Genomic DNA, 19617 nt, shown 5'->3' with positions numbered 1-19617 from the left:
CATGCTAAACCATGCGCCCCAGCCTGCTGCGAGAAACGCCTGGTGAAAGCTATCCGCCTGACCCTGATCTGCCATGCCCTGACCCAGGCTCAGAAGACCGGGCGCCTGCATTGCGTGGACGATGTCATCCTGCCGCTGGCGTGTCCGCCCGCTGCCAGTCTGCCTGCCCTGCAAATGCTGACGGCGCCAGAGCGCCGTGCCCGCGAGACGGCAGCTTGCTTGTCAGGCACGGTAGAGGTCGAGCCAGCATTGGCTGACTGCGACCTGGGGCATTGGCAAGGTTTGTCGTTGAAGCAGCTGCAAGCCGAGCACACGCAGGCGTTGGCAGAATGGCTGCAGGACCCGGCCAGCGTGGTGCATGGAGGGGAGTCGTTTGCCGCGCTTTGCATGCGCATGGCCGCCTGGCTGGCGGCCTTCGACAGGCCGGGTGAGTGGCTGGCGGTGACTCACCCGATGGTCATGCGTGCGATGCTGGTGCAGCTATTGGGTTGCCCGATGGAAGCCAGTCAGCGTATCGACGTGTTGCCGCTGTCACGCCTGGAGTTGAGCTTTACCGGGCAGTGGCGGCTGCGCCTTGGCTGACGGTCAGAACCCCAGCTTGTACCCGATCAGCAGCAGCATCGTAGCCAGGCATGGGCGCAGTACGCGGTCGGAGATACGCCCCGTCAGGTGGCTGCCCAGATAAATGCCCGGCAGCGAACCCAGCAGCAGGTAGCCCAGCAGCGACCAGTCCATGTTGCCCATGCCGGCATGGCCCAGGCCTGCTACCAGGGTAAGCGGCACGGCGTGGGCTATTTCGGTACCGACCAGGCGGCGAGTAACCAGGAATGGGTACAGCAGGAACAACGCCACGGTACCCAGGGCACCAGCACCGATGGAGGTCAGGGTAACCATCACGCCCAGCACTACGCCTGTCAGCACAGTCAGGGTGTTCAGGCTGCGGTCGCTGAGGTGGTAGTGATCACCGGCGTGGCGGTTGGCGAAAGCCTGCAGGCGCGATTTGAACAAGATGGCCAGCGCGGTCAGGATCAGCACTACCGCCAGGCCTTGCTTGATGATCGCGTTGAGCGCCGAGGTGTCGGTATGCAGGGTGCTGAGGAACCACAGGGTCAGCGCCGCGGCAGGTACGCTACCCAGGCTGAGCAGCCCGGTGATCTTCCAGTCGATGTTCTTGTTGCGCGCATGCACCCAGACGCCACTGGCCTTGGTGATGGCGGCATACAGCAGGTCGGTGCCGACAGCGGTAGCCGGGTTGATGCCGAACCACAACAGGATCGGGGTCATCAGCGAACCGCCGCCGACGCCGGTCATGCCGACGATGAAACCCACGACCAGTCCCGCAATGGTAAAACCAAAAGAACCTACATCCATACGCTACTCGACTGCCCAACTTTGCCCGTTATCGGATACAGCCAGCATATAGATTTTTTTATAGCCAAATAGACTTGTTCGTTATTAGGTTATAACCGTCGATGGATCAAAAAGCATCCCGTAAGCGCGGCGTCGCCTTGCGATTTCAACGCGCCGTCATCGCCCCTCTCACCTGTGCGTCGCTACCTTCCCCGCACAGGGGCAAGCCTGATCCCGGGCACGCTGGTACACGAACGCCCACGTTCAACCGTGGCTTCGGCGCTGGTGTTGGGAGGCTGTGGAAGTCGAAGTGCGGGCGTGCGTGGGCGAAGCCTGAAGCCCTGTAGGGGAGGCCTTGCGCCAGGGTCGGGCCGCATGGCGGCACCGGCGATTTTTGCTGCGCAGCTGAGAACCTTGGGGCCGCAGTGTGACCCAAGGCCATTCTTGCAACTAAACCGCGCAGGCCAGCGGATGCCTGCGCGGTTTTGACGATCACTTGATCAGCGGCACGCCACTCAGCTTTTGCAGCTCATCAAAGTCGATATCTGCACAGATCTCGACCACTTTCAGCCCTTCAGCCGTCACTTCCAGCACGGCAAGGTCGGTGTAGATACGGCTGACGCAACCGATGCCAGTCAGCGGGTAGGTGCACTCAGGCACCAGCTTGCTTTCACCCGTCTTGGTCAAATGGTCCATCATCACGAACACCTGGCGCGCGCCAGTGGCCAAGTCCATCGCGCCACCCACGGCAGGGATGGAACCTTCGGCGCCAGTGTGCCAGTTGGCCAGGTCGCCTTTCACCGACACCTGGAATGCGCCCAGCACAGCAATGTCCAGGTGGCCGCCGCGCATCATCGAGAACGAGTCGGCATGGTGGAAGAAGGCACCCCCAGTCAGCAGGGTCACGTGCTGCTTGCCGGCGTTGATCAGGTCATCGTCTTCCTCGCCCGGCGCCGGGCTTGGGCCCATGCCCAGCAGGCCGTTCTCGCTGTGCAGGAACACTTCCTTGTCACCCAGGTAGTTGGCCACCAGGGTCGGTGCGCCAATACCCAGGTTTACGTAGGCACCTTCCTGAATGTCTGCGGCCACGCGCTGGGCCATCTCGGTGCGGGAGAGCTTTTTGGTGATGGTCATGGCAGGCCTCAGACAGCGTTGGCAAGCGAAGAAGCGCCAGCGCCGTTAACGGCGACCACGCGCTGGACGAAGATACCCGGGGTGATGATATGTTCCGGGTCCAGTTCACCGAGTTCGACAACCTGGTCGACCTGGGCGATGGCAGTCTTGGCGGCCATGGCCATGATCGGGCCGAAGTTGCGTGCGGCCTTGCGGTAGGTCAGGTTGCCCCAACGGTCACCTTTGTGGGCCTTGATCAGTGCGAAATCGGCGTGCAGCGGCATTTCCAGCACGTACATGCGGCCATCGATTTCACGGGTTTCCTTGCCTTCGGCCAGCAGCGTGCCGTAGCCGGTCGGCGAGAAGAAAGCGCCAATGCCGGAGCCCGCTGCGCGGATGCGCTCGGCCAGGTTGCCCTGGGGCACCACTTCCAGTTCGATCTTGCCGGCGCGGTACAGTTCGTCGAACACGTAGGAGTCGGACTGGCGCGGGAACGAGCAGACCACCTTGCGCACGCTGCCCGCCATCAACAGGGCGGCCAGGCCGATTTCGCCGTTGCCGGCGTTGTTGCTGATGATGGTCAGATCGCGGGCGCCGGTGGCGATCAGGCCATCGATCAGCTCGGACGGCATGCCGGCAGTGCCGAAGCCACCGACCATGATGGTCGATCCGTCGGTGATCCCTTCCACCGCGCTGGCGATGGACTCGTACGTTTTATTGATCAAGGCGAGCTCCTGGTTGTTCCTGGAGTTGTGGTTGTCGGGCTGGCCGGCGCGTGTGAAGCGATGAGGCCATTCAGCACTTGCAATTGCTTGCTGACTTTCGCTATAGCGTGCCGCAAGATAGGGCAACAGTAGAGAGGGTTTGGTGGAATTTGTGCGATTATCGAACTGTTGTGCGATCTGCGAGCAGTTCTGGCGTCTCTTTGCCACAATTCAGTCAAGGGCCTGATTGCAGCCATATTGCCCCTCGCTGGTGCATGCAAGGCTATCCCGTAGCGGTCCTGCACAAAGGCTGTGCATTAAAAGCCGGTAATTCCCCAATAATCACCCCTCCCGCCGTTGGCGTGCGACTTGCTATCAGATTGCCATTTGATGTCGCGTATGGTGAAGATAATGTCGCTTTCCAGTGGGTCCATGGAGTTGTCATCGAGTGAAAAGGGCTGGCTGCCCTGGTTCGGTAAAACTGGAAAGCTCAGCATGGGCTGGGCCTGCCACGTCAACCGGTCGAGCTACCCGCAGATCGAGCAAACCTTTGAAGCCATTGCCCAGACCCGCGTGCGTTTGCTGCAGGACTGGGCCCGCGAACAGTGGGAGCACTTGGCTGAACTGGCGGAACAACTGGCGCAAGGGTTCGCGCAACCCGACAGCGCGTTGTTGCGGGACAAGCTGGCGCAGGCCGAAGACTTTTCCGAGCTGTTTGTCGTCGATGCTGCTGGCAGCCTCATCACCTCGACCTGGCCACAACGGGGTACGCCACGTATCGAGCAGACTTCGGCGCTGGCCCAAGGGCTGAAGGCGCCGTTTCTGCATGGTCCCTACAGCGACCCCCTGACCCTGAGCATCGGCCCGTCGTCGTCGCGTTTTCACGACGAAGTCACGCTGATGTTCTATCAGCCCGTGAAGGCCGGCGGCAAAGTCCTTGGCTGCCTGTGCGGTCGTGTACCCAACGATGTTTTGGGCGACCTGATCCAGCGCGAGGCCGGGCATATTTTCGCCGAGTCGGGCGACAACTACCTGTTCATGGCGCAGTCGCGCTTCGACCCGGCCATCCAGCCCGGCACGGCCCTGTCGCGTTCGCGCTTCGAGGACGGTACCTTCACCCATGGCGAGAACCTCAAAAGTGGTGTGCACACGCCTTGGTCCACGGTACAGGTCCAGCGCCATACCGAATTGGAACTGCGCTTCACCGACCCCTCCACGGGCGAACTGCACCCTGGGGTAAGGGAAACCATCCGGCGTGGTGCCAACCTGTTCGTGACCTACCCGGGGTATTCGGACTACCGCCATGTGCCGGTGGTCGGCAAGGGCGTGACCTTTCAGTTGCCGGGCTCGCCCGACCGCTGGGGCATGATGTGCGAAGCCGACCTGGAGGAGGTCTACCGGCGCCGCTCACTGAGCTACGGGTTGATGAAACCCTGTGTGGCGACCATGGCCGGGGTATTCGGCTGCAACTACCTGGTGCAGCACTATGCCGGCCTGTCGCAAGCGCTGAACGATGTCATTCTGGCCTTGAGCATGCTCGGCGCCACGCTGTTGTTCGGGATATTGGGGCCCAGGCGCCTGGCTGCCAGGTTGAATGGCATGAGCGGCGTGCTGCGTACCATCGCCGAGGGTGAAGGCAACCTGCGTCAGCGCCTGGATATCAGCACCCTGGGCAACGACGAGAGCGGCGACATGGCGCGCTGGATCAACAGTTTCATCGACCGCCTGGACGCTGTGGTGGGGCAGGTGGTCAAGGCCAGCCGCACGGTCGGCAGTACCAACCAGATGATGCTTGGGCGCAGCCAGGCGGCCAGCGTGAGCTCCGCCGACGTGGCCGATGCGGTGCACCAGATGATGATCATCATGGAGGAGCAACTTGGCGAACTGCAGCAGGCCTCGGTCAGCGCTGAGCAGATGAAGCAGGCCATGGACGAAGTGGTCAGCCGTGCCCGCGAGCAGTATTTGGCGGTGCAGTCAGGCACCCAATCGATTCGCGATGTGGTGGCGCGTTCGTCTTCCAGTGTGCAGCGCCTTGACAGCCGTATGGTCGAAATCGACAACATCACCGGGTTGATCAGCGACATCACCAACCAGACCAATCTGCTGGCGCTGAATGCCGCCATCGAAGCGGCGCGTGCCGGCGAGCATGGCCGTGGCTTCGCGGTGGTGGCCGACGAGGTGCGCAGCCTGGCCGCGAGAACCGCCCGCGCCGCCGAGGACATCCGCTGCATGGTCGAGAGCCTCCAGGGCGAAACCCGCCAGGCTGTCAGCTTCATGGAGCAGGGTGTTCAGGACGTCGACAACAGCCTGCGCCTCGCCGAAGACGCCTCGTCCGAGAACGTTCAGCTGCACCAGGCAGTGGAAGGCATGTTCGCGATCATCCAGCAGCTCAACCGGCGGAGCGTGGAATACGGCAAGACCATCGAGCAGGTCAACCAGTCCTCCAGCGAGATGCGGCAGACGGCGGTGGTGCTGCAAAGTAGCGCGCAGAAGGTGCGGGTGGATGCTGGCAAGTTGCAGAAACTGGTCGGGCAGTTCGAGGTCAGCGATGATGGCGAACGAGGCGTCGCTGCTTGAGTAACGCACCTGTCCGGCCATCGCCAGTTGAAGATCGCCGTGGGGTTGGTGGCGGTGTTCATCCATCGCCATGCTCACCGGGCATACCCGCACGCCGATGCAGTGGTGCGTGGCGTTGCTGCTGATCAACGTTGGCTGGGTGCAAGCTCACGCCGCTGATCAGCATCTCGTCGATGGGCGCATTGCCCCTGAAACAGCCACTGCCTGGCTTCATTCAGCCCTTGGCGATGGGCTCCGGCAAGCCTTTGACGCCTGGGTTCAATGCGAATACGCCACCGGCCAGGGGCTGGTCGCTCAGGTCGATGCCTTGCGGGCGAATCGACGTCACGAACAACGTTTCCAGTTGCGGGCCACCGAATGCGCACATGGTAGGTTTCTTCACCGGTAGCGGCAGGGCGCGGTCCAGCTTGCCGTCGGGAGTAAAGCGCAGTACCTGGCCGGCATCGATCGCACAGATCCAGTAGCAACCTTCGGCATCTACCGCAGCCCCATCCGGCCGGCCGGGGTGCTGGTTCATGTCGACGAAGACCCGGCGGTTGTGCGGTCTGCCGCTGTCGCTGTCGTAGTCGAAAGCCCAGATCATCTGCACGTTCGGGTGTGAGTCGGAGACGTACATGGTTTTGCCGTCCGGGCTGAACGCCATGCCGTTGGGAACGGATAATGTGCCCAGCCGTGCCTGCAATGGCCCTGCCGTGCCATCTGCCATCGCGTCATACCGGTACAAGGCACCCACCGGCTCGGCGGCCATGCTGGTTTGCATCGTACCGGCCCAGAAGCGTCCCTGGCGGTCACAGCGCCCGTCATTGAAGCGCATGCCGGGCCTGGCGTGTTCGACACTGGCACGCTTGCCGGCCAGCAGGCGGCCGTCTGCCTGGGGGGTGAGGTGGAAGATCCCGCTCTCCTGGGCCCCCAGCCAATGGCCTTGGTGGCTGCGGGCAATGCAGCCTAGCATTTCGTCTGCGGTCCAGTGCTGGGTCTGGCCATCCGGTTGCCAGCGGTGCAGGCGGCCTACCGGAATGTCCACCCAGTACAAGGCATGTTCCTGGGGGTGCCAGACCGGGCTCTCGCCCGTGGCATTGCGTGCATCGATAATCAGTTCGGCTGTCATGGAAGCATTCTGCACTCTATCGGGGGTCAGTCGCCAAAAGGTCCGGCAGCGGTGAAGGCGCCACCTTGCAGATGAGCTGTCGGGTCACTCGCGGCAGGTTTCGGCTGCTGCTCCAGTGCCGAGCGGAAGCGTTCGGCACTGTCCTTCGGGTTGAAACCCAGGTGCGCGGCGTAGCGGTTGCTCCACCAAAGGTCGGGGTTGGCGGAGACCCCATACACGACGGTGTGACCAACGTTCTCGGCCAGCAATGCGCGCTCCACCAGGTGTATCAGGTCGCCGTAGCTCAGCCAGGTGGACAGCATGCGCACATTGCGGGGTTCGGGGAAGGAGGAGCCGATACGCAGGCTGACGGTTTCGATGCCGTAGCGGTGGAAGTAGAACGTTGCCAGGTCTTCGCCGTAGGCCTTCGACAGCCCGTAATAGCAGTCCGGCCGGCGCGGCGATTGCGCATCCACTTGTTCGCCCTGGGGGTAAAAGCCGGTGACGTGGTTGGAACTGGCAAAGACCACGCGTTTGATCCCGTGTTTGCGGGCAGCCTCGTAGATGTGGAAGGTACCGATGATGTTCGCTTGCAGGATTTCTTCGAAAGCGCGTTCGGTAGAGATCCCACCCAGGTGCACGATAGCGTCTACACCGTTGGCCAGGGCCAGTACGCCGGCCTTGTCCGCCAGGTCGCAATGGATAACTTCTTCATGCGCGTCCTCGGCCGGTGTCATTGGGCTGATGTCCGATACGCGCACGATGTCGGCGTGTGCTTGCAGTGCTTCGCGAAGCACGTGTCCGAGCCCGCCGGCAGCACCGGTGAGCAGCAGGCGGTTGAAGGGTTTGCGGGTGGTCGTGGTCATTGTGCTGGGGCCTTTTACGGAAATTGCATGAAGGTGCCGTGCAGGAACGACACCGGCATGGGCGGGCGGTAGCCCTTACAGGAAGTTGTACTGGATACCCAGGCGCCAACGGGCCTGGCGATCGTCCGTGTAACTGTTGACCTTGATGTCGCCCACCTCCATGAACGGTGCCCACTGTTTGTTGAGCTTGTACTTGATGATCAGGTTCTGCTCGTAGTCGCGCTTCTTGTTGTCGTAGCGGATGTAGTCGGTGGTGAAGTGGATGTACTGGTATTCGAATGCCCACGGGCCGCTGGGGGTATAGCCGAGCCAGCCTTCAAGGCGGGTGGTGTTCTGGTTGTCCTTGGCGCGGTCCGGCTTGCTGTGGTCAATCTGGTCGCGATCGAGGTTGCGTGCGTCGTGGCGCACGCGGGTGGCGACGTACCAGGTGTCGCTGAGCTTGTAGTTGTACTTCAAGCCGAACTTGTAGGTGGTCGCATCCTTGGTGCTGTCCATCTGGAAGGCGGGGGTCCAGGTCGACCGGGGGCTCATCTTGTAGTTGTAGTCCACGGTGAACTCATGGCCGTTGTTGACCATGTTGTCGTAGGCGACGTCTTCGCGGTCGCCGGCAGTCTTGTATTTGATTTCTGCGGCAAACCCCAGGCCGCTGTCCTTGCGGTAACTCAGCTTTATCCGGTCGGAATGAATGCTGTCATCTTCGGTGAACGTGTGCCGGTAGTTGATGCTGGCGGAGTCTGCGCAGGCGTAGAACGACAGGCCGAGCGTACTGGCGGCGATGAGGCGGCGAAGTGTGATGTTCATGCGATCTCTTTTTTTGTTTTTGTTGAGGACGTGATGAGGCGGGTGAGCAAGGTGGTCGAGGTGGTCAGCGCTCCGTGATTTTTAAAATAAGTTATCGTACGACCGTGGAGCTGTCTATGAATTATTGAAATGTTGTCTGATCACCTCGCTTGATAGCTCTATTTGGCTTGTTTCAAGGATTTGTTCGCTTTTCATTCGGGGTCTAATGATTGCTGCAGGCATCATGAACTGGAGGTTTTATCGGGTTTTAATGGGTGCTTTTCAAATGTTGTATGATGACGTAGGATGGCCCCAGAGCGTGACTCACTCGCCACAAATCCAATAAGAAGGCTCAGACGTCCATGATCATTACTGCTGTAACCGTCCAGGTATTTTCCTACCCCACGCGCCGCGCCGTAGACAGCGCCGGCCATGCCCACCCAGGTGATGTGACCCAGGCCAGGATGGCCTTGCTGCGCATCAGGACCGAGTGCGGCAGCGAAGGCTATGCGCTGGGCGCACCCGAGCTCATTCGCCCTTATGTGCTGGATAATTTCGTGCGCAAGGTGCTGGTTGGCGCCAATGCCTTTGACCGCGAAAAAATCTGGCACGACCTGGCGCACTGGCAGCGCGGCAGCGCCAGCCAGCTGACCGACCGTGCCCTGGCGCTGGTCGAGCAGGCGCTGTGGGATTGGGCCGGTCGCAAGCTGAACCTGCCGGTGTACAAGCTGATCGGCGGCTACCGCGACAAGGTGCCGGCCTATGGCTCGACCATGTGCGGCGATGAGCTGCCCGGCGGTCTGTCCACGCCGGAAGAGTACGGTCGTTTCGCCGAAACCCTGGTCAACCGTGGTTACAAGGCGATCAAGCTGCACACCTGGATGCCGCCGGTGTCGTTCGCGCCCAGCGTGAGCATGGACATCAAGGCATGCGCCGCCGTGCGCGAGGCCGTGGGGCCGGACATTGCGCTGATGATCGATGGCTATCACTGGTACAGCCGCACCGAGGCCCTCACTATCGGCCGTGCCCTGGAGAAACTCGATTTCGCCTGGTTCGAAGAGCCGATGATGGAAGACTCCGCCGAGTCCTACGCCTGGCTTTCCGGGCAGCTGGATATCCCGGTGCTAGGCCCGGAAAGCCTCGGCGGCAAGCATCTGAGCCGGGCGAGCTGGGTCAAGAACGATGTGTGCGACATCCTGCGTGCGGGGGTTGCCGGTGTGGGTGGCATTGCACCGTGTCTGAAGGTTGCGCACATGGCCGAATCGTTTGGCATGGATTGCGAGATCCATGGCAACGGCGCCGCCAACCTGGCGGTCGTGGGGGCAATCAAGAACTGCACCTGGTACGAGCGCGGTCTGCTGCACCCCTACCTTGACTACGACGAGGTACCTGCCTATCTCAAGCGTCTGGTCGACCCGATGGACGAAGACGGTTATGTGCACCTGTCGAACTTGCCTGGCCTTGGGGAAGATATCGACTTCGATTACGTCGAAACCAATACGCTGCAAAGCTTCTGATTCGTGCATGGCGGCACGCGTCGCTGCGTGCCGCCCGAGCGTCCAATAACTATAAGAAGGCGATCTCACATGAGCGTTATCCCCACTCTCTGGGCGGGGGTCTTTGCTGCGTCTCTGGCGCTGACCTCGGTACCTGCTGCTTTAGCGAAAACCCCGGCTGATCAGCTGATCGTCGGTATGAGCATGATCAACCTGCTGTCCCTCGACCCTGCGGCGGCCACCGGGCTGGATGTGTCCGAGGTCAATGCCAACCTCTACGACATGCTGCTGGTGCAGGACGTGCGTCAGCCGGACCGGCTGATGCCGGCACTGGCAGAAAGCTGGCGGGTCAGCGATGACCGCAAGACCCTCACGTTCAACCTGCGCAAGGGCGTAACGTTCCAGTCCGGTAACCCGCTAAGTGCCGAGGATGTCGCCTGGTCGCTGCAGCGCGTACTCAAACTTAACCTGGCCTTGGCGTCGACCTGGAAGGCCTACGGGTTTTCTGCGGGCAATGTCGACCAGCACATGCGCGCTGTTGATGACTCAACCTTCGTCATCGAGCTACCACGGCCGACGGATCCGTTGCTGGTGCTGAATACCCTGGCAACTTCGCCCAGCGCATTCATCCTCGACCGCAAGGTGGTGCAGCAGCACCAGAAGGGCGATGACATGGGCAGTGCCTGGCTGGCCACCCACGCAGCGGGTAGCGGGCCGTTCGTACTCAAGGAGTGGCGCGCCAACGATGTCATCCTGATGAACCGTTTTGACGGGTACTGGGGTGGCCCAGCCAAGCTCAAGCGCATCGTCATGCGCAACATGACCGAGTCGCAGTCACTGCGGTTGATGGTGGAGCGGGGCGACCTGGACCTGGCCAAGGGCATGTCCGCGCCAGACATCGAGGCGCTGGAGAAGTCTGACAACGTTCGTACCCAGACCGTCCAGCGCGGAACGTTGTACTACGTGGCCCTGAGCGTGAAGAACAAACCCTACGACGATGTGCGCGTACGCCGGGCGGTTCGTTCGCTGATCGACTATCAAGGCATCAACCAGACCGTGATGCCGCACTATGGCCAGCTCAATCAGCGCCCGCTACCGCTTGGCCTGCCAGCAAGGCTGGATGATCCGGGCTATGCCCTGAACGTGGCCGAAGCGAAAAAACTGCTGGCCGATGCGGGCTACCCCGAGGGCTTCAAGACCACCATCCGCGTGCTCACCGAGCCACCTTTCATCAACATTGCGTCCAGCCTGCAGTCGACCTTGGCCCAGGCCGGTATCAAGGCCACCATCGTCACCGGTACCGGCAACCAGATCTACGGTGCCATGCGTGAGCGCAGCTTTGACATCCTGGTCGGGCGCGGCGGCGGTGGTGCTGAACGGCATCCGCATTCAAGCCTGCGCACCCTGGTTTACAACCCGGACAACCGCGACGAAGCCAAGCTGAGCAACTTCCAGGGCTGGCGTACCTCGTTCTTCAGCCCCGAGCTGAACAACCTGATCGAGCAGGCGGAAGTCGAGCCCGACAAGGCGCAGCAACTGGCCCAGTACCAGCAAATCCAGAGAACCCTGGACGAGCAGGTGGGGGCCATCCTGCCCGTGTCGCAGATGACCGACACCGTGGTGCTCTACCACGATGTGCAGGACTACCAAGGCCATACCGCGGCCACCACCCGTTACAAAGACGTCTACAAGTCGCGCTGAGGTCAAGCCTGCGTGATTGGTGAATGCTTTTTCAGGAGCCTGTTATGTTTGCTTCGACTGCCTCTGTAATGGGTGCCCGTGTATCGGGTACCGCCCGCCGGGCCAGCACGGTGCTGGTGACCTTGCTTGGCCTGCTGGCGCTGACGTTCTTCATCGGCCGGGTCATGCCGCTGGACCCGGTGCTGGCGGTAGTTGGCCCGGATGCCGACAGCTCCACCTACGACCAGGTATACCGGGCAATGGGCCTGGACAAACCGATCTGGGCCCAGTTCGGGCTGTACTTGAACGACTTGCTGCACGGTGATTTCGGCAATGCACTGCTCACCGGCCACCCGGTACTCGATGACATCAAGCGGGTGTTCCCGGCCACCATCGAGCTGGCAACGCTGGCGATTCTGTTTGGCGTGCTGATCGGTCTGCCCCTGGGCGTGGTGGCTGCCAGCAATCAGGGGCGGGTCGGCGACCATGTCGCACGGGTCATTACCTTGTTCGGCTATTCCACGCCTATTTTCTGGGTCGGCATGATGGGCCTGCTGGTGTTCTACGCCTGGCTGGGTTGGGCGGGTGGCGCAGGGCGCATCGACCTGGCCTATGACGGCATGGTCGATGAGGTTACCGGCCTGCTGCTGATCGACACGGCGCTGGCGCGTGACTGGGAGGCCTTCACCAGCGCGTTGCGCCATATCGTTCTGCCGGCGTTGATCCTGGGCCTGAACTCGGTGGCCTACATCAGCCGCATGACCCGTAGCTTCATGCTCGAGCAGCTGTCGCAGGAATACATCATCACCGCCAGGGTCAAGGGGCTGTCGCGGCGCCAGGTGGTCTGGAACCACGCGTTCCGCAATATCCTCGTGCAGTTGCTCACGGTGGTCGCCCTGGCCTATGGCTCGTTGCTGGAGGGGGCGGTGCTGATCGAAACCGTGTTTGCCTGGCCTGGCTTCGGCCAATACCTCACCAGTAGCCTGATGCTCGGTGACATGAACGCGGTGATGGGCTGCGTGTTGATCATCGGCCTGATTTTCGTTGCGCTCAACCTGATAAGCGACGCCCTGTACAAGGTGTTCGACCCAAGGACCCGCTAATTCCCGATCAGCGTGAACACATTGAATAACTATAAAAAAGGATGCGCCATGAAGACTGTATTCCCGCCGCTGCGTATGGCTTTGCTGGGCGCAGCGCTGCTGCTTGGCCCGCTCACTGTGGTGCAGGCGAAAACCCCTGGCGACCAGTTGATCGTCGGCATGAGCATGGTCAACCTGTTCTCCATCGACCCGGCTAACGCGCCCGGCCTGGATGCCTCCGGCATCAATGCCAACCTGTACGACACGCTTATCAAGCGCGACCAGGGCAACCCGGACAAGCACCTGCCACAACTGGCTGAACGCTGGGACGTCAGCGAAGACGGCAAGCAGATCACCTTCCACCTGCGCGATGATGTCCTGTTCCATTCCGGCAACCCGCTCACTGCCGAGGATGTGGCCTGGTCACTGTACCGGGTGATGAAGCTCAACTATGGCCTGGCTACCACCTGGAAGGCTTACGGCTACCGTGTCGAAAACATTCAAAAGCTGATCCGTGCGACCGATAGCCATACCTTGGTAATCGACCTGCCGCAGCCGACCGACCCGTTGCTGGTGATCGACTCGCTGGCGGTGTCCCCCAGCGCTGTCGTGGTCGACCGCCAGCAAGTGCTCAAGCATGAGAAGAACGGTGACCTGGGCGCTGCCTGGCTGGTCACCCATGAGGCAGGGAGCGGGCCGTTCACCCTGACCAAGTGGAGCGCCAACGATGCGCTGGTGATGACCCGTTTCGACGGGTACTGGGCAGGCCCGGCGAAGATGAAGCGAGTGCTGGTCCGCCACATGACCGAGTCGCAGTCACTGCGCCTGATGCTCGAACGCGGTGACCTGGACCTGGCCTACGGTATGGCTGCGCCGGATATCAAGGCCATCGAGAGTTCCGACACCCTCCAGGTGCAAGCGTTGCAGCGCGGCACCCTGTACTACGTGGCGATGAGCATGAAGCAGCCGGAGTTTGCCAACCGCAAAGTCCGCGAAGCGGTGCGTAACCTGATCGACTACCAGGGCCTGGACCAGCAGGTGATGCCGCATTACGGCAAGCTCAACCAGCAGCCGATGCAGCTTGGGCTCGAGGCCCGGTTGCCCGACCCGGGCTACAAGCTGGATGTCGCCAAAGCCAAGGCACTGCTGGCAGAGGCGGGCTACCCACAAGGTTTCAATACAACCATTCGCACGCTGTCCGAACCTCCCTTCATTGATATCGCCGCACGTATGCAGTCGACCCTGGCTGAAGGTGGCATCAAGGCCACTATCGTCACCGGTACCGGCAACCAGGTGTATGGCGCCATGCGCGCGCGCAACTTTGAGATGATCGTGGCGCGGGGCGCCGAGCGTTATCCGCACCCGTATTTCAGCCTGCGCACCTTCGTCTACAACCCCGACAACAGTGACAGCGCTGGCCTGCCCAACTTCCAGGGCTGGCGAGCGTCGTTCTTCAGCCCCCCGCTGAATGACCTGATCGACCGGGTGGGGGTCGAGCGCGATGCGGCCAAACGCCTGGCCATGTACCAGCAGGCGCAGAAACTGTACGACGACGAGGTGGGGCCGATCATGATGATTTCGCAGATGACCGACACCGCCGTAAGCGCAGCCGACGTCAAGGGTTTCACTGGCGACGACGCCGAAGCCACCCGCTACCTGGGCGTCTACAAGCAACGTTGAGTACCGCCCGGGGGCTCACGGGTACCCCGAGCGGCCATGACTCCACATCGAGAACTTGCCGATGATTGCCAACATATCTTCTACCGAATCTACCGCCAAGCGGCAGGCCGATGCCCCGGCGTCCAGCCTTGAGGCCCTTGGCAAAAGCAGCCTGCGGGTGTTGCGCCTGCTGGTCCGCAACCCCATGACCCTGGCGGGTTTGCTGGTGGCCTTGCTGCTGGTCGTGGTAGCGGCGTTCGCGCCGTGGATCGCCACCCACGACCCGGTCATCCAGAACCTCGCCAACGCCTTGCAGGCACCCAGTGCCGCGCACTGGTTCGGTACCGACGAATACGGCCGGGATATCTTCAGCCGGCTGGTCTATGGCGCGCGTATCACCCTCTACATCATCGCCCTGGTGACGGTCATCGTCGGCCCGATCGGCCTGTTCATCGGCACGGTATCGGGCTACTTCGGCGGCATTGTCGATACCGTGTTCATGCGTGTCACCGACATTTTCATTTCGTTCCCCAGCCTGGTACTGGCGCTGGCCTTCATCGCCGCATTGGGCCCTGGCCTTGAGCATGCGGTGGTGGCTATTGCGTTAACCTCCTGGCCACCGATCGCACGGCTGGCCCGGGCCGAAACCCTGTCGCTGCGCAAGGCCGACTTCGTGGTGGCGGTCGAACTGCAGGGCGCGTCTTCGACACGCATCATCCTGCGCCATATCGTGCCGATGTGCCTGTCGTCGGTGATCATCCGCCTGACCATGAACATGGCCGGCATCATCCTTACCGCGGCGGCGCTTGGCTTCCTTGGGCTAGGGGCGCAGGCGCCTTTGCCGGAGTGGGGGACGATGATCTCCACGGGGAGGCGCTACATGCTCGAGTGCTGGTGGCTGGTAGCCGTACCCGGTGCGGCAATCATGCTGGTGAGCCTGGCGTTCAACCTGCTAGGCGATGGCCTGCGGGACATTCTCGACCCGCGTAGCGAGTAACCGGAGGCTTTATGTCAGCAGTCAAACTCAATGTCGAATCGCTCAATGTGCGCTTCGTCAACGGCAAGAAAGTGATGCACGCGGTGCGTGATGTGTCCTTCACCCTGGGCCGGGAAAAGCTCGCCATCGTGGGTGAGTCCGGTTCGGGCAAGTCCACCGTGGGCCGCAGCTTGCTCAAGCTGCACCCCGGCAGCGCGCAGATCACCGCAAAGGCCCTGCAGTTCGGCGATGTCGACCTGCTCGGTGCCAGCGAAAAGACCATGCAGAAAATTCGCGGCCAGCGTATCTCGATGATCATGCAAGACCCCAAGTATTCGCTCAACCCGGTGGTGCGGGTGGGTGACCAGATTGCCGAAGCGTACCTGGCGCACCACAAGGCCAGCCGCAACGACGCCCGTGAGCGGGTGTTGCAGATGCTCGACAAGGTGCATATCCGCGACCCGAAGCGCGTCTACGATCTTTATCCGCATGAGGTGAGCGGCGGCATGGGCCAGCGCATCATGATCGCGATGATGGTCATCACCAGCCCGGAAGTGATCATCGCTGACGAGCCGACCTCAGCGCTGGATGTTTCGGTGCGCCAGCAGGTGCTCAATGTGCTCGAAGAGCTGGTGGTGGAGCAGCAGATGGGGCTGATCTTCGTTAGCCACGACCTGAACCTGGTGCGCAATTACTGTGACCGGGTGCTGGTGATGTACGCCGGGCGCGTGGTGGAGTCGCTGGCTGCCAGTGACCTGCACCGTGCCGAACACCCCTACACCCGAGGCCTGCTGGCCGCTTTGCCAAGCATGGACAACCGCCGCCCGCGTTTGCCCGTGTTGCAACGCGACCCGCTGTGGCTCTCCTGCTGAGGTAACTGACCATGTCCATGATCCAAGCACACGCATTGAACCTGAGCTTTGGCGTTGGCGCCACGCTCAACCAGGTGCTGCACAATGTCGACCTGAGTGTCGAAGATGGCGAGTCATTTGGCCTGGTGGGGGAGTCTGGCTCTGGCAAGACCACGGTGTTGCGCTGCCTGGCCGGCCAGTACCGGCACTGGAGCGGAGCCCTGAGCATTGACGGCGTGCCGTTGCAACACAAGCTCCCCAAGGAGCACTTTCGCAAGGTGCAGATGGTGTTCCAGGACCCCTATGGTTCGCTGCACCCGCGCCATACCATCGACACTGCACTGCGCGAGCCGCTGGTGATCCACAGCATGGATGAGCGCAACGATCGCATCAACGACATCCTCGTCAAGGTAGGCCTCAACGACAGCTACCGTTACCGCTATCCGCACCAGCTGTCCGGTGGCCAGCGTCAGCGCGTGGCTATCGCCCGGGCGTTGATTCTTGAGCCTAGGGTGCTGTTGCTCGATGAGCCCACGTCGGCGCTGGATGTGTCGGTGCAGGCAGAAATTCTCAACCTGTTGTCCGACCTGCGTCAGCGCGAGAAGCTCACCTACCTGATGGTGACGCACGACCTGGGCGTGGTCAGCCATCTGTGCGACAAGGTCGCGGTGATGCAGCAGGGGCGTATCGTCGAGCAACTGGACTGCCGGGCACTGAGCCAGGACCAGGCCACCCACGATTACACACGAATGCTGGTGCAAGCCAGCCGCGACTTCAGTGCAGATCGTGCCCCGGCCATGTCGGCCTGAACCCGGCAATTACAAGGAAGACAAGCACATGCCGAATGCCAACCTTGCGCCCGCTTCGCGGGTGCGTGCTGCCGTGGTCGCCCTGGCCATGGGCAGCAGCTTGCCGCTGTGGGCCGTAGAGGCCCCTGCAAAGGTCCAGGTGCCGACGCTGGCCTACGACGACCGGCAGATCATCCTGGTGTGGGAAAAGCCCGCCAGCCATGCCGAGATCGTCGACTACCACGTGTACGCCAATGGCCGGTTGCTGGGTGCAAGCAACGCCAACAACGAGCAGGTGTCACCGGCCAAACCGTACATCGACCGGTTCTACGAGCAGGACCTGCACAACTTCCACCACCGCATCGCCATTCACAGCTTCACCGCCCAAGGGCTTGCCCCCGATACCGAGTACCACTTCACCGTGCGCTCGGTCGATCGCAATGGCAAGGAGTCTGCTGACAGCCCCGTGGTTGTGCAGCGAACCACGGCCATACCGGCGCTGTTCAACGTGCAGCGCTACGGTGCCAAGGGCGATGGCAAGGCGCTCGACACGGCTGCCATTCAGCGTGCCATCGATGCTTGCAGCAAGGGCTGCAAGGTGTTGCTGCCTGCCGGCACTTACAAGAGCGGGGCGCTCTACCTCAAGAGCGACATGACCCTGGAAATCGCCGAGGGCGCTACCCTGTTAGGTTCCGAGCGTGCCGAGGACTACCCGCGCCAGGGCTATATCCAGTACCCGTATTCCACCACCGTGCGTCCGGCCTCGCTGATCAATGCCTTGCCGCGCGACCCGCGTGCGCATCAGGCCTTCGAGAATATCCGCATCGTCGGCAAGGGCACCATCGACGGCAATGGCTGGAAGCGTAACCCGGATGTGCTCGACGAGCGCGGGCAAGCCTTGCCTTTCTACCTGCCCAGCGACAACAGCCGCTACATGCACGATGGCGTGCTGGCCAAGGCTCAGGTGGAGCGGGCGGTGGCCGAAGGCATGAACGTCAAGGACGCCTACGGTCAGATGCGTTCCTCGCTGATTACCCTGCGCAATGTGAAAAACGTGTTCTATGGTGGCTTCACGGTGGTCAACCCGGCCTACCACGGCATCATGAACCTGGAGACGCAGAATGTGGTGCTGGCTAACACCACGCACCGTACCTACGACGCCAACAACGGTGACGGTATCGAGTTTGCCAACAGCCGCGGCGCCCTGGTGTTCAACAACTTCTTCGACACCGGAGACGACTGCGTCAACTTCGCCGCCGGCACCGGGGCGGATGCGGTTCACCAGAAGGCGCAGGAGGAGGCCTGGATCTTCAACAACTATTTCCGCAAAGGCCATGGCATGGTCGTGGCGGGCAGCCATACCGGCGCGTGGATTCAGAACATCCTGGCCGAGGACAACGTCTCCGATGGCACCGATGCCGGGCTGCGCATGAAAAGCACCAACTTCATGGGCGGCGGCGCACGTCACGTCACTTTCCGTGATTCGGCCATCCGCAACACGGCAAAACAGGCCTTCATCTTCACCCTGGATTACAACGACCCGAATGCCAAGCTCGATTACAAGCGCTCGGCGGTGGCGGGGCAGTTCCGGGATATCACAGTCAGCGACGTAAGCGTGGAAAACGCCCGCACCGCTGCCATCGAGGTGAAGGGCGATAGCAGCCATGGCGCCTGGCATCAGGGCTTGGTGTTTGAACGAGTGCGCTTTCGCGGGCCAGCCCCGGTGAAGATCGATGGCCTGAAGGACTCGCGTTTCGACGGGCTTCGCTTCACTGACACCGGGGGTGCCAACCCTTGGCAGGTGCAGGGCAGCCAAGGGCTTGTCTATACGGACGTAGAGCCCGCGCCGGGGCCTCAGGCCTCGCTGTAGAATGCCTGTAGCCGTTGCGCCTCACGCAGGCGCATACGGCTGTTGCTCAGGTGCAGGTACATGGCGGCGCGCGCCGCATCCACCTGGCGGCTGGCGATGGCGTCGAAGATCTGCTGATGTTCGGCGTTGATACCGGCCAGGTAGGTACTGCGGTTGCTCTGCCCGGTATAGGCAGAGTTCATGCGCGTGCGGGGGATCATCTTGGTGCCCAGGTGCTTCATGATATCGATCAGGTACTGGTTACCCGCGGCCTTGGCAATTTTCAGGTGGAACTGGAAGTCGGCGTTGGTCGTGCTGCCGGATTTTTCCGGGCCTTGCATCAGGGCTTCCAAGGCTTGCTGCAGTTCTTCGAGTGCCTGTGGCGTGGCCCGTTCGGCGGCCATGCCGGCGGCTTGCACTTCAAGGCTTAGGCGGTATTCCAGCAGGTCGAGCACATCGGACAGCAGGCTGATGGTTGCCGGCCCCACGTTGAAGCTCTCCGGTGCCGGCATGTCCAGCACGAAGGTGCCCACGCCGTGGCGGGTCTCGACCAGGCCCGCTGCCTGCATGCGCGACAACGCTTCGCGTACTACCGAGCGGCTGACGCCTTCGGTTTCGATCAGTGTGGCTTCGGTCGGCAGCTTGTCACCACGCTTGAGCGTGCCCTCACGCATGCGTTGGGCGAAGCGCTCGACCAGTGCTTCGGCCAGGCGGCGAGGCTGTTGAGGGCGGCTGGCGGTCGGGTTCGGCATTACTGTG

At 61.9% G+C, this 19617-nt stretch carries 18 protein-coding genes; 10 read left to right on the top strand and 8 right to left on the bottom strand.

All coding sequences use genetic code 11. The features are described from left to right. Positions 1-42 precede the first annotated feature (42 nt). Positions 43-582, top strand: a complete 540-nt coding sequence (locus OO258_RS25055) for a histidine phosphatase family protein (protein WP_266033977.1) — start codon at positions 43-45, stop codon at positions 580-582. Between the two features lie 3 nt (positions 583-585). On the opposite strand, the gene OO258_RS25050 is transcribed toward OO258_RS25055, so the two are convergent. The 4 genes from OO258_RS25050 to OO258_RS25035 form a co-directional block, all read right to left on the bottom strand. After that, positions 586-1371, bottom strand: a complete 786-nt coding sequence (locus OO258_RS25050; RefSeq protein ID WP_266033975.1) for a sulfite exporter TauE/SafE family protein — start codon at positions 1369-1371, stop codon at positions 586-588. A 471-nt stretch (positions 1372-1842) separates the two neighbouring features. Beyond that, entirely contained in the window at positions 1843-2484 is a 642-nt protein-coding gene (locus tag OO258_RS25045; protein WP_110743852.1) for a 3-oxoacid CoA-transferase subunit B, read from the bottom strand. Between the two features lie 8 nt (positions 2485-2492). Beyond that, positions 2493-3188, bottom strand: a complete 696-nt coding sequence (locus tag OO258_RS25040) for a 3-oxoacid CoA-transferase subunit A (RefSeq protein ID WP_110743853.1) — start codon at positions 3186-3188, stop codon at positions 2493-2495. A gap of 296 nt (positions 3189-3484) precedes the next feature. Further along, complete coding sequence (locus OO258_RS25035) at positions 3485-3664, bottom strand: hypothetical protein (RefSeq protein WP_266033999.1); 180 nt, start codon at positions 3662-3664, stop codon at positions 3485-3487. On the opposite strand from OO258_RS25035, the gene OO258_RS25030 reads away from it, so the two are divergent. After that, on the top strand, positions 3579-5744 hold the full coding sequence (locus OO258_RS25030; protein ID WP_266033971.1) for a methyl-accepting chemotaxis protein: 2166 nt from the start codon (positions 3579-3581) through the stop codon (positions 5742-5744). The genes OO258_RS25035 and OO258_RS25030 overlap by 86 nt on opposite strands. A 214-nt stretch (positions 5745-5958) precedes the next feature. Here OO258_RS25030 and OO258_RS25025 read toward each other — a convergent pair whose 3' ends face one another. The 3 genes from OO258_RS25025 to OO258_RS25015 form a co-directional block, all read right to left on the bottom strand. Then, entirely contained in the window at positions 5959-6852 is an 894-nt protein-coding gene (locus OO258_RS25025; protein ID WP_266033969.1) for an SMP-30/gluconolactonase/LRE family protein, read from the bottom strand. A 26-nt stretch (positions 6853-6878) separates the two neighbouring features. Beyond that, positions 6879-7697 (bottom strand): NAD-dependent epimerase/dehydratase family protein, encoded by an 819-nt coding sequence (locus OO258_RS25020; protein WP_266033966.1) that lies wholly within the window; start codon positions 7695-7697, stop codon positions 6879-6881. 75 nt (positions 7698-7772) lie between these two features. Next, positions 7773-8498 (bottom strand): oligogalacturonate-specific porin KdgM family protein, encoded by a 726-nt coding sequence (locus OO258_RS25015; RefSeq protein WP_012051859.1) that lies wholly within the window; start codon positions 8496-8498, stop codon positions 7773-7775. 341 nt (positions 8499-8839) lie between these two features. Here OO258_RS25015 and OO258_RS25010 point away from each other — a divergent pair, with 341 nt between their 5' ends. The 8 genes from OO258_RS25010 (at position 8840) to OO258_RS24975 (ending at position 18879) form a co-directional block, all read left to right on the top strand. Beyond that, positions 8840-9994, top strand: a complete 1155-nt coding sequence (locus OO258_RS25010; protein ID WP_266033963.1) for a mandelate racemase family protein — start codon at positions 8840-8842, stop codon at positions 9992-9994. Positions 9995-10063: 69 nt separating this feature from the next. Next, positions 10064-11674, top strand: a complete 1611-nt coding sequence (locus OO258_RS25005; RefSeq protein ID WP_266033961.1) for an ABC transporter substrate-binding protein — start codon at positions 10064-10066, stop codon at positions 11672-11674. Between the two features lie 68 nt (positions 11675-11742). Then, positions 11743-12756, top strand: a complete 1014-nt coding sequence (locus tag OO258_RS25000) for an ABC transporter permease (protein ID WP_017148229.1) — start codon at positions 11743-11745, stop codon at positions 12754-12756. A gap of 48 nt (positions 12757-12804) precedes the next feature. After that, the gene (locus OO258_RS24995; RefSeq protein WP_266033959.1) at positions 12805-14415 is read left to right on the top strand and encodes an ABC transporter substrate-binding protein; all 1611 of its coding nucleotides are present in this window, start codon (positions 12805-12807) and stop codon (positions 14413-14415) included. A gap of 61 nt (positions 14416-14476) precedes the next feature. After that, positions 14477-15391: an ABC transporter permease gene (locus OO258_RS24990; RefSeq protein WP_266033957.1), complete on the top strand. Its 915-nt coding sequence runs from the start codon at positions 14477-14479 to the stop codon at positions 15389-15391. A gap of 11 nt (positions 15392-15402) precedes the next feature. Beyond that, positions 15403-16242, top strand: a complete 840-nt coding sequence (locus tag OO258_RS24985) for an ABC transporter ATP-binding protein (protein ID WP_266033956.1) — start codon at positions 15403-15405, stop codon at positions 16240-16242. Positions 16243-16253: 11 nt separating this feature from the next. Beyond that, positions 16254-17030 (top strand): ABC transporter ATP-binding protein, encoded by a 777-nt coding sequence (locus OO258_RS24980; protein WP_266033954.1) that lies wholly within the window; start codon positions 16254-16256, stop codon positions 17028-17030. A gap of 28 nt (positions 17031-17058) precedes the next feature. Then, positions 17059-18879, top strand: coding sequence for a glycoside hydrolase family 28 protein (locus OO258_RS24975; RefSeq protein WP_265978038.1), 1821 nt, complete (start codon positions 17059-17061; stop codon positions 18877-18879). Here the strand turns inward: OO258_RS24975 and OO258_RS24970 are convergent. Continuing rightward, positions 18864-19610: a FadR/GntR family transcriptional regulator gene (locus tag OO258_RS24970; protein WP_266033952.1), complete on the bottom strand. Its 747-nt coding sequence runs from the start codon at positions 19608-19610 to the stop codon at positions 18864-18866. The genes OO258_RS24975 and OO258_RS24970 overlap by 16 nt on opposite strands. Positions 19611-19617 lie beyond the last annotated feature (7 nt).

It is taken from the genome of Pseudomonas sp. DCB_BI (genome assembly GCF_026240995.1).
Taxonomy (GTDB): Bacteria; Pseudomonadota; Gammaproteobacteria; order Pseudomonadales; family Pseudomonadaceae; genus Aquipseudomonas.
This window is presented reverse-complemented; position numbering and strand designations above follow the sequence as displayed.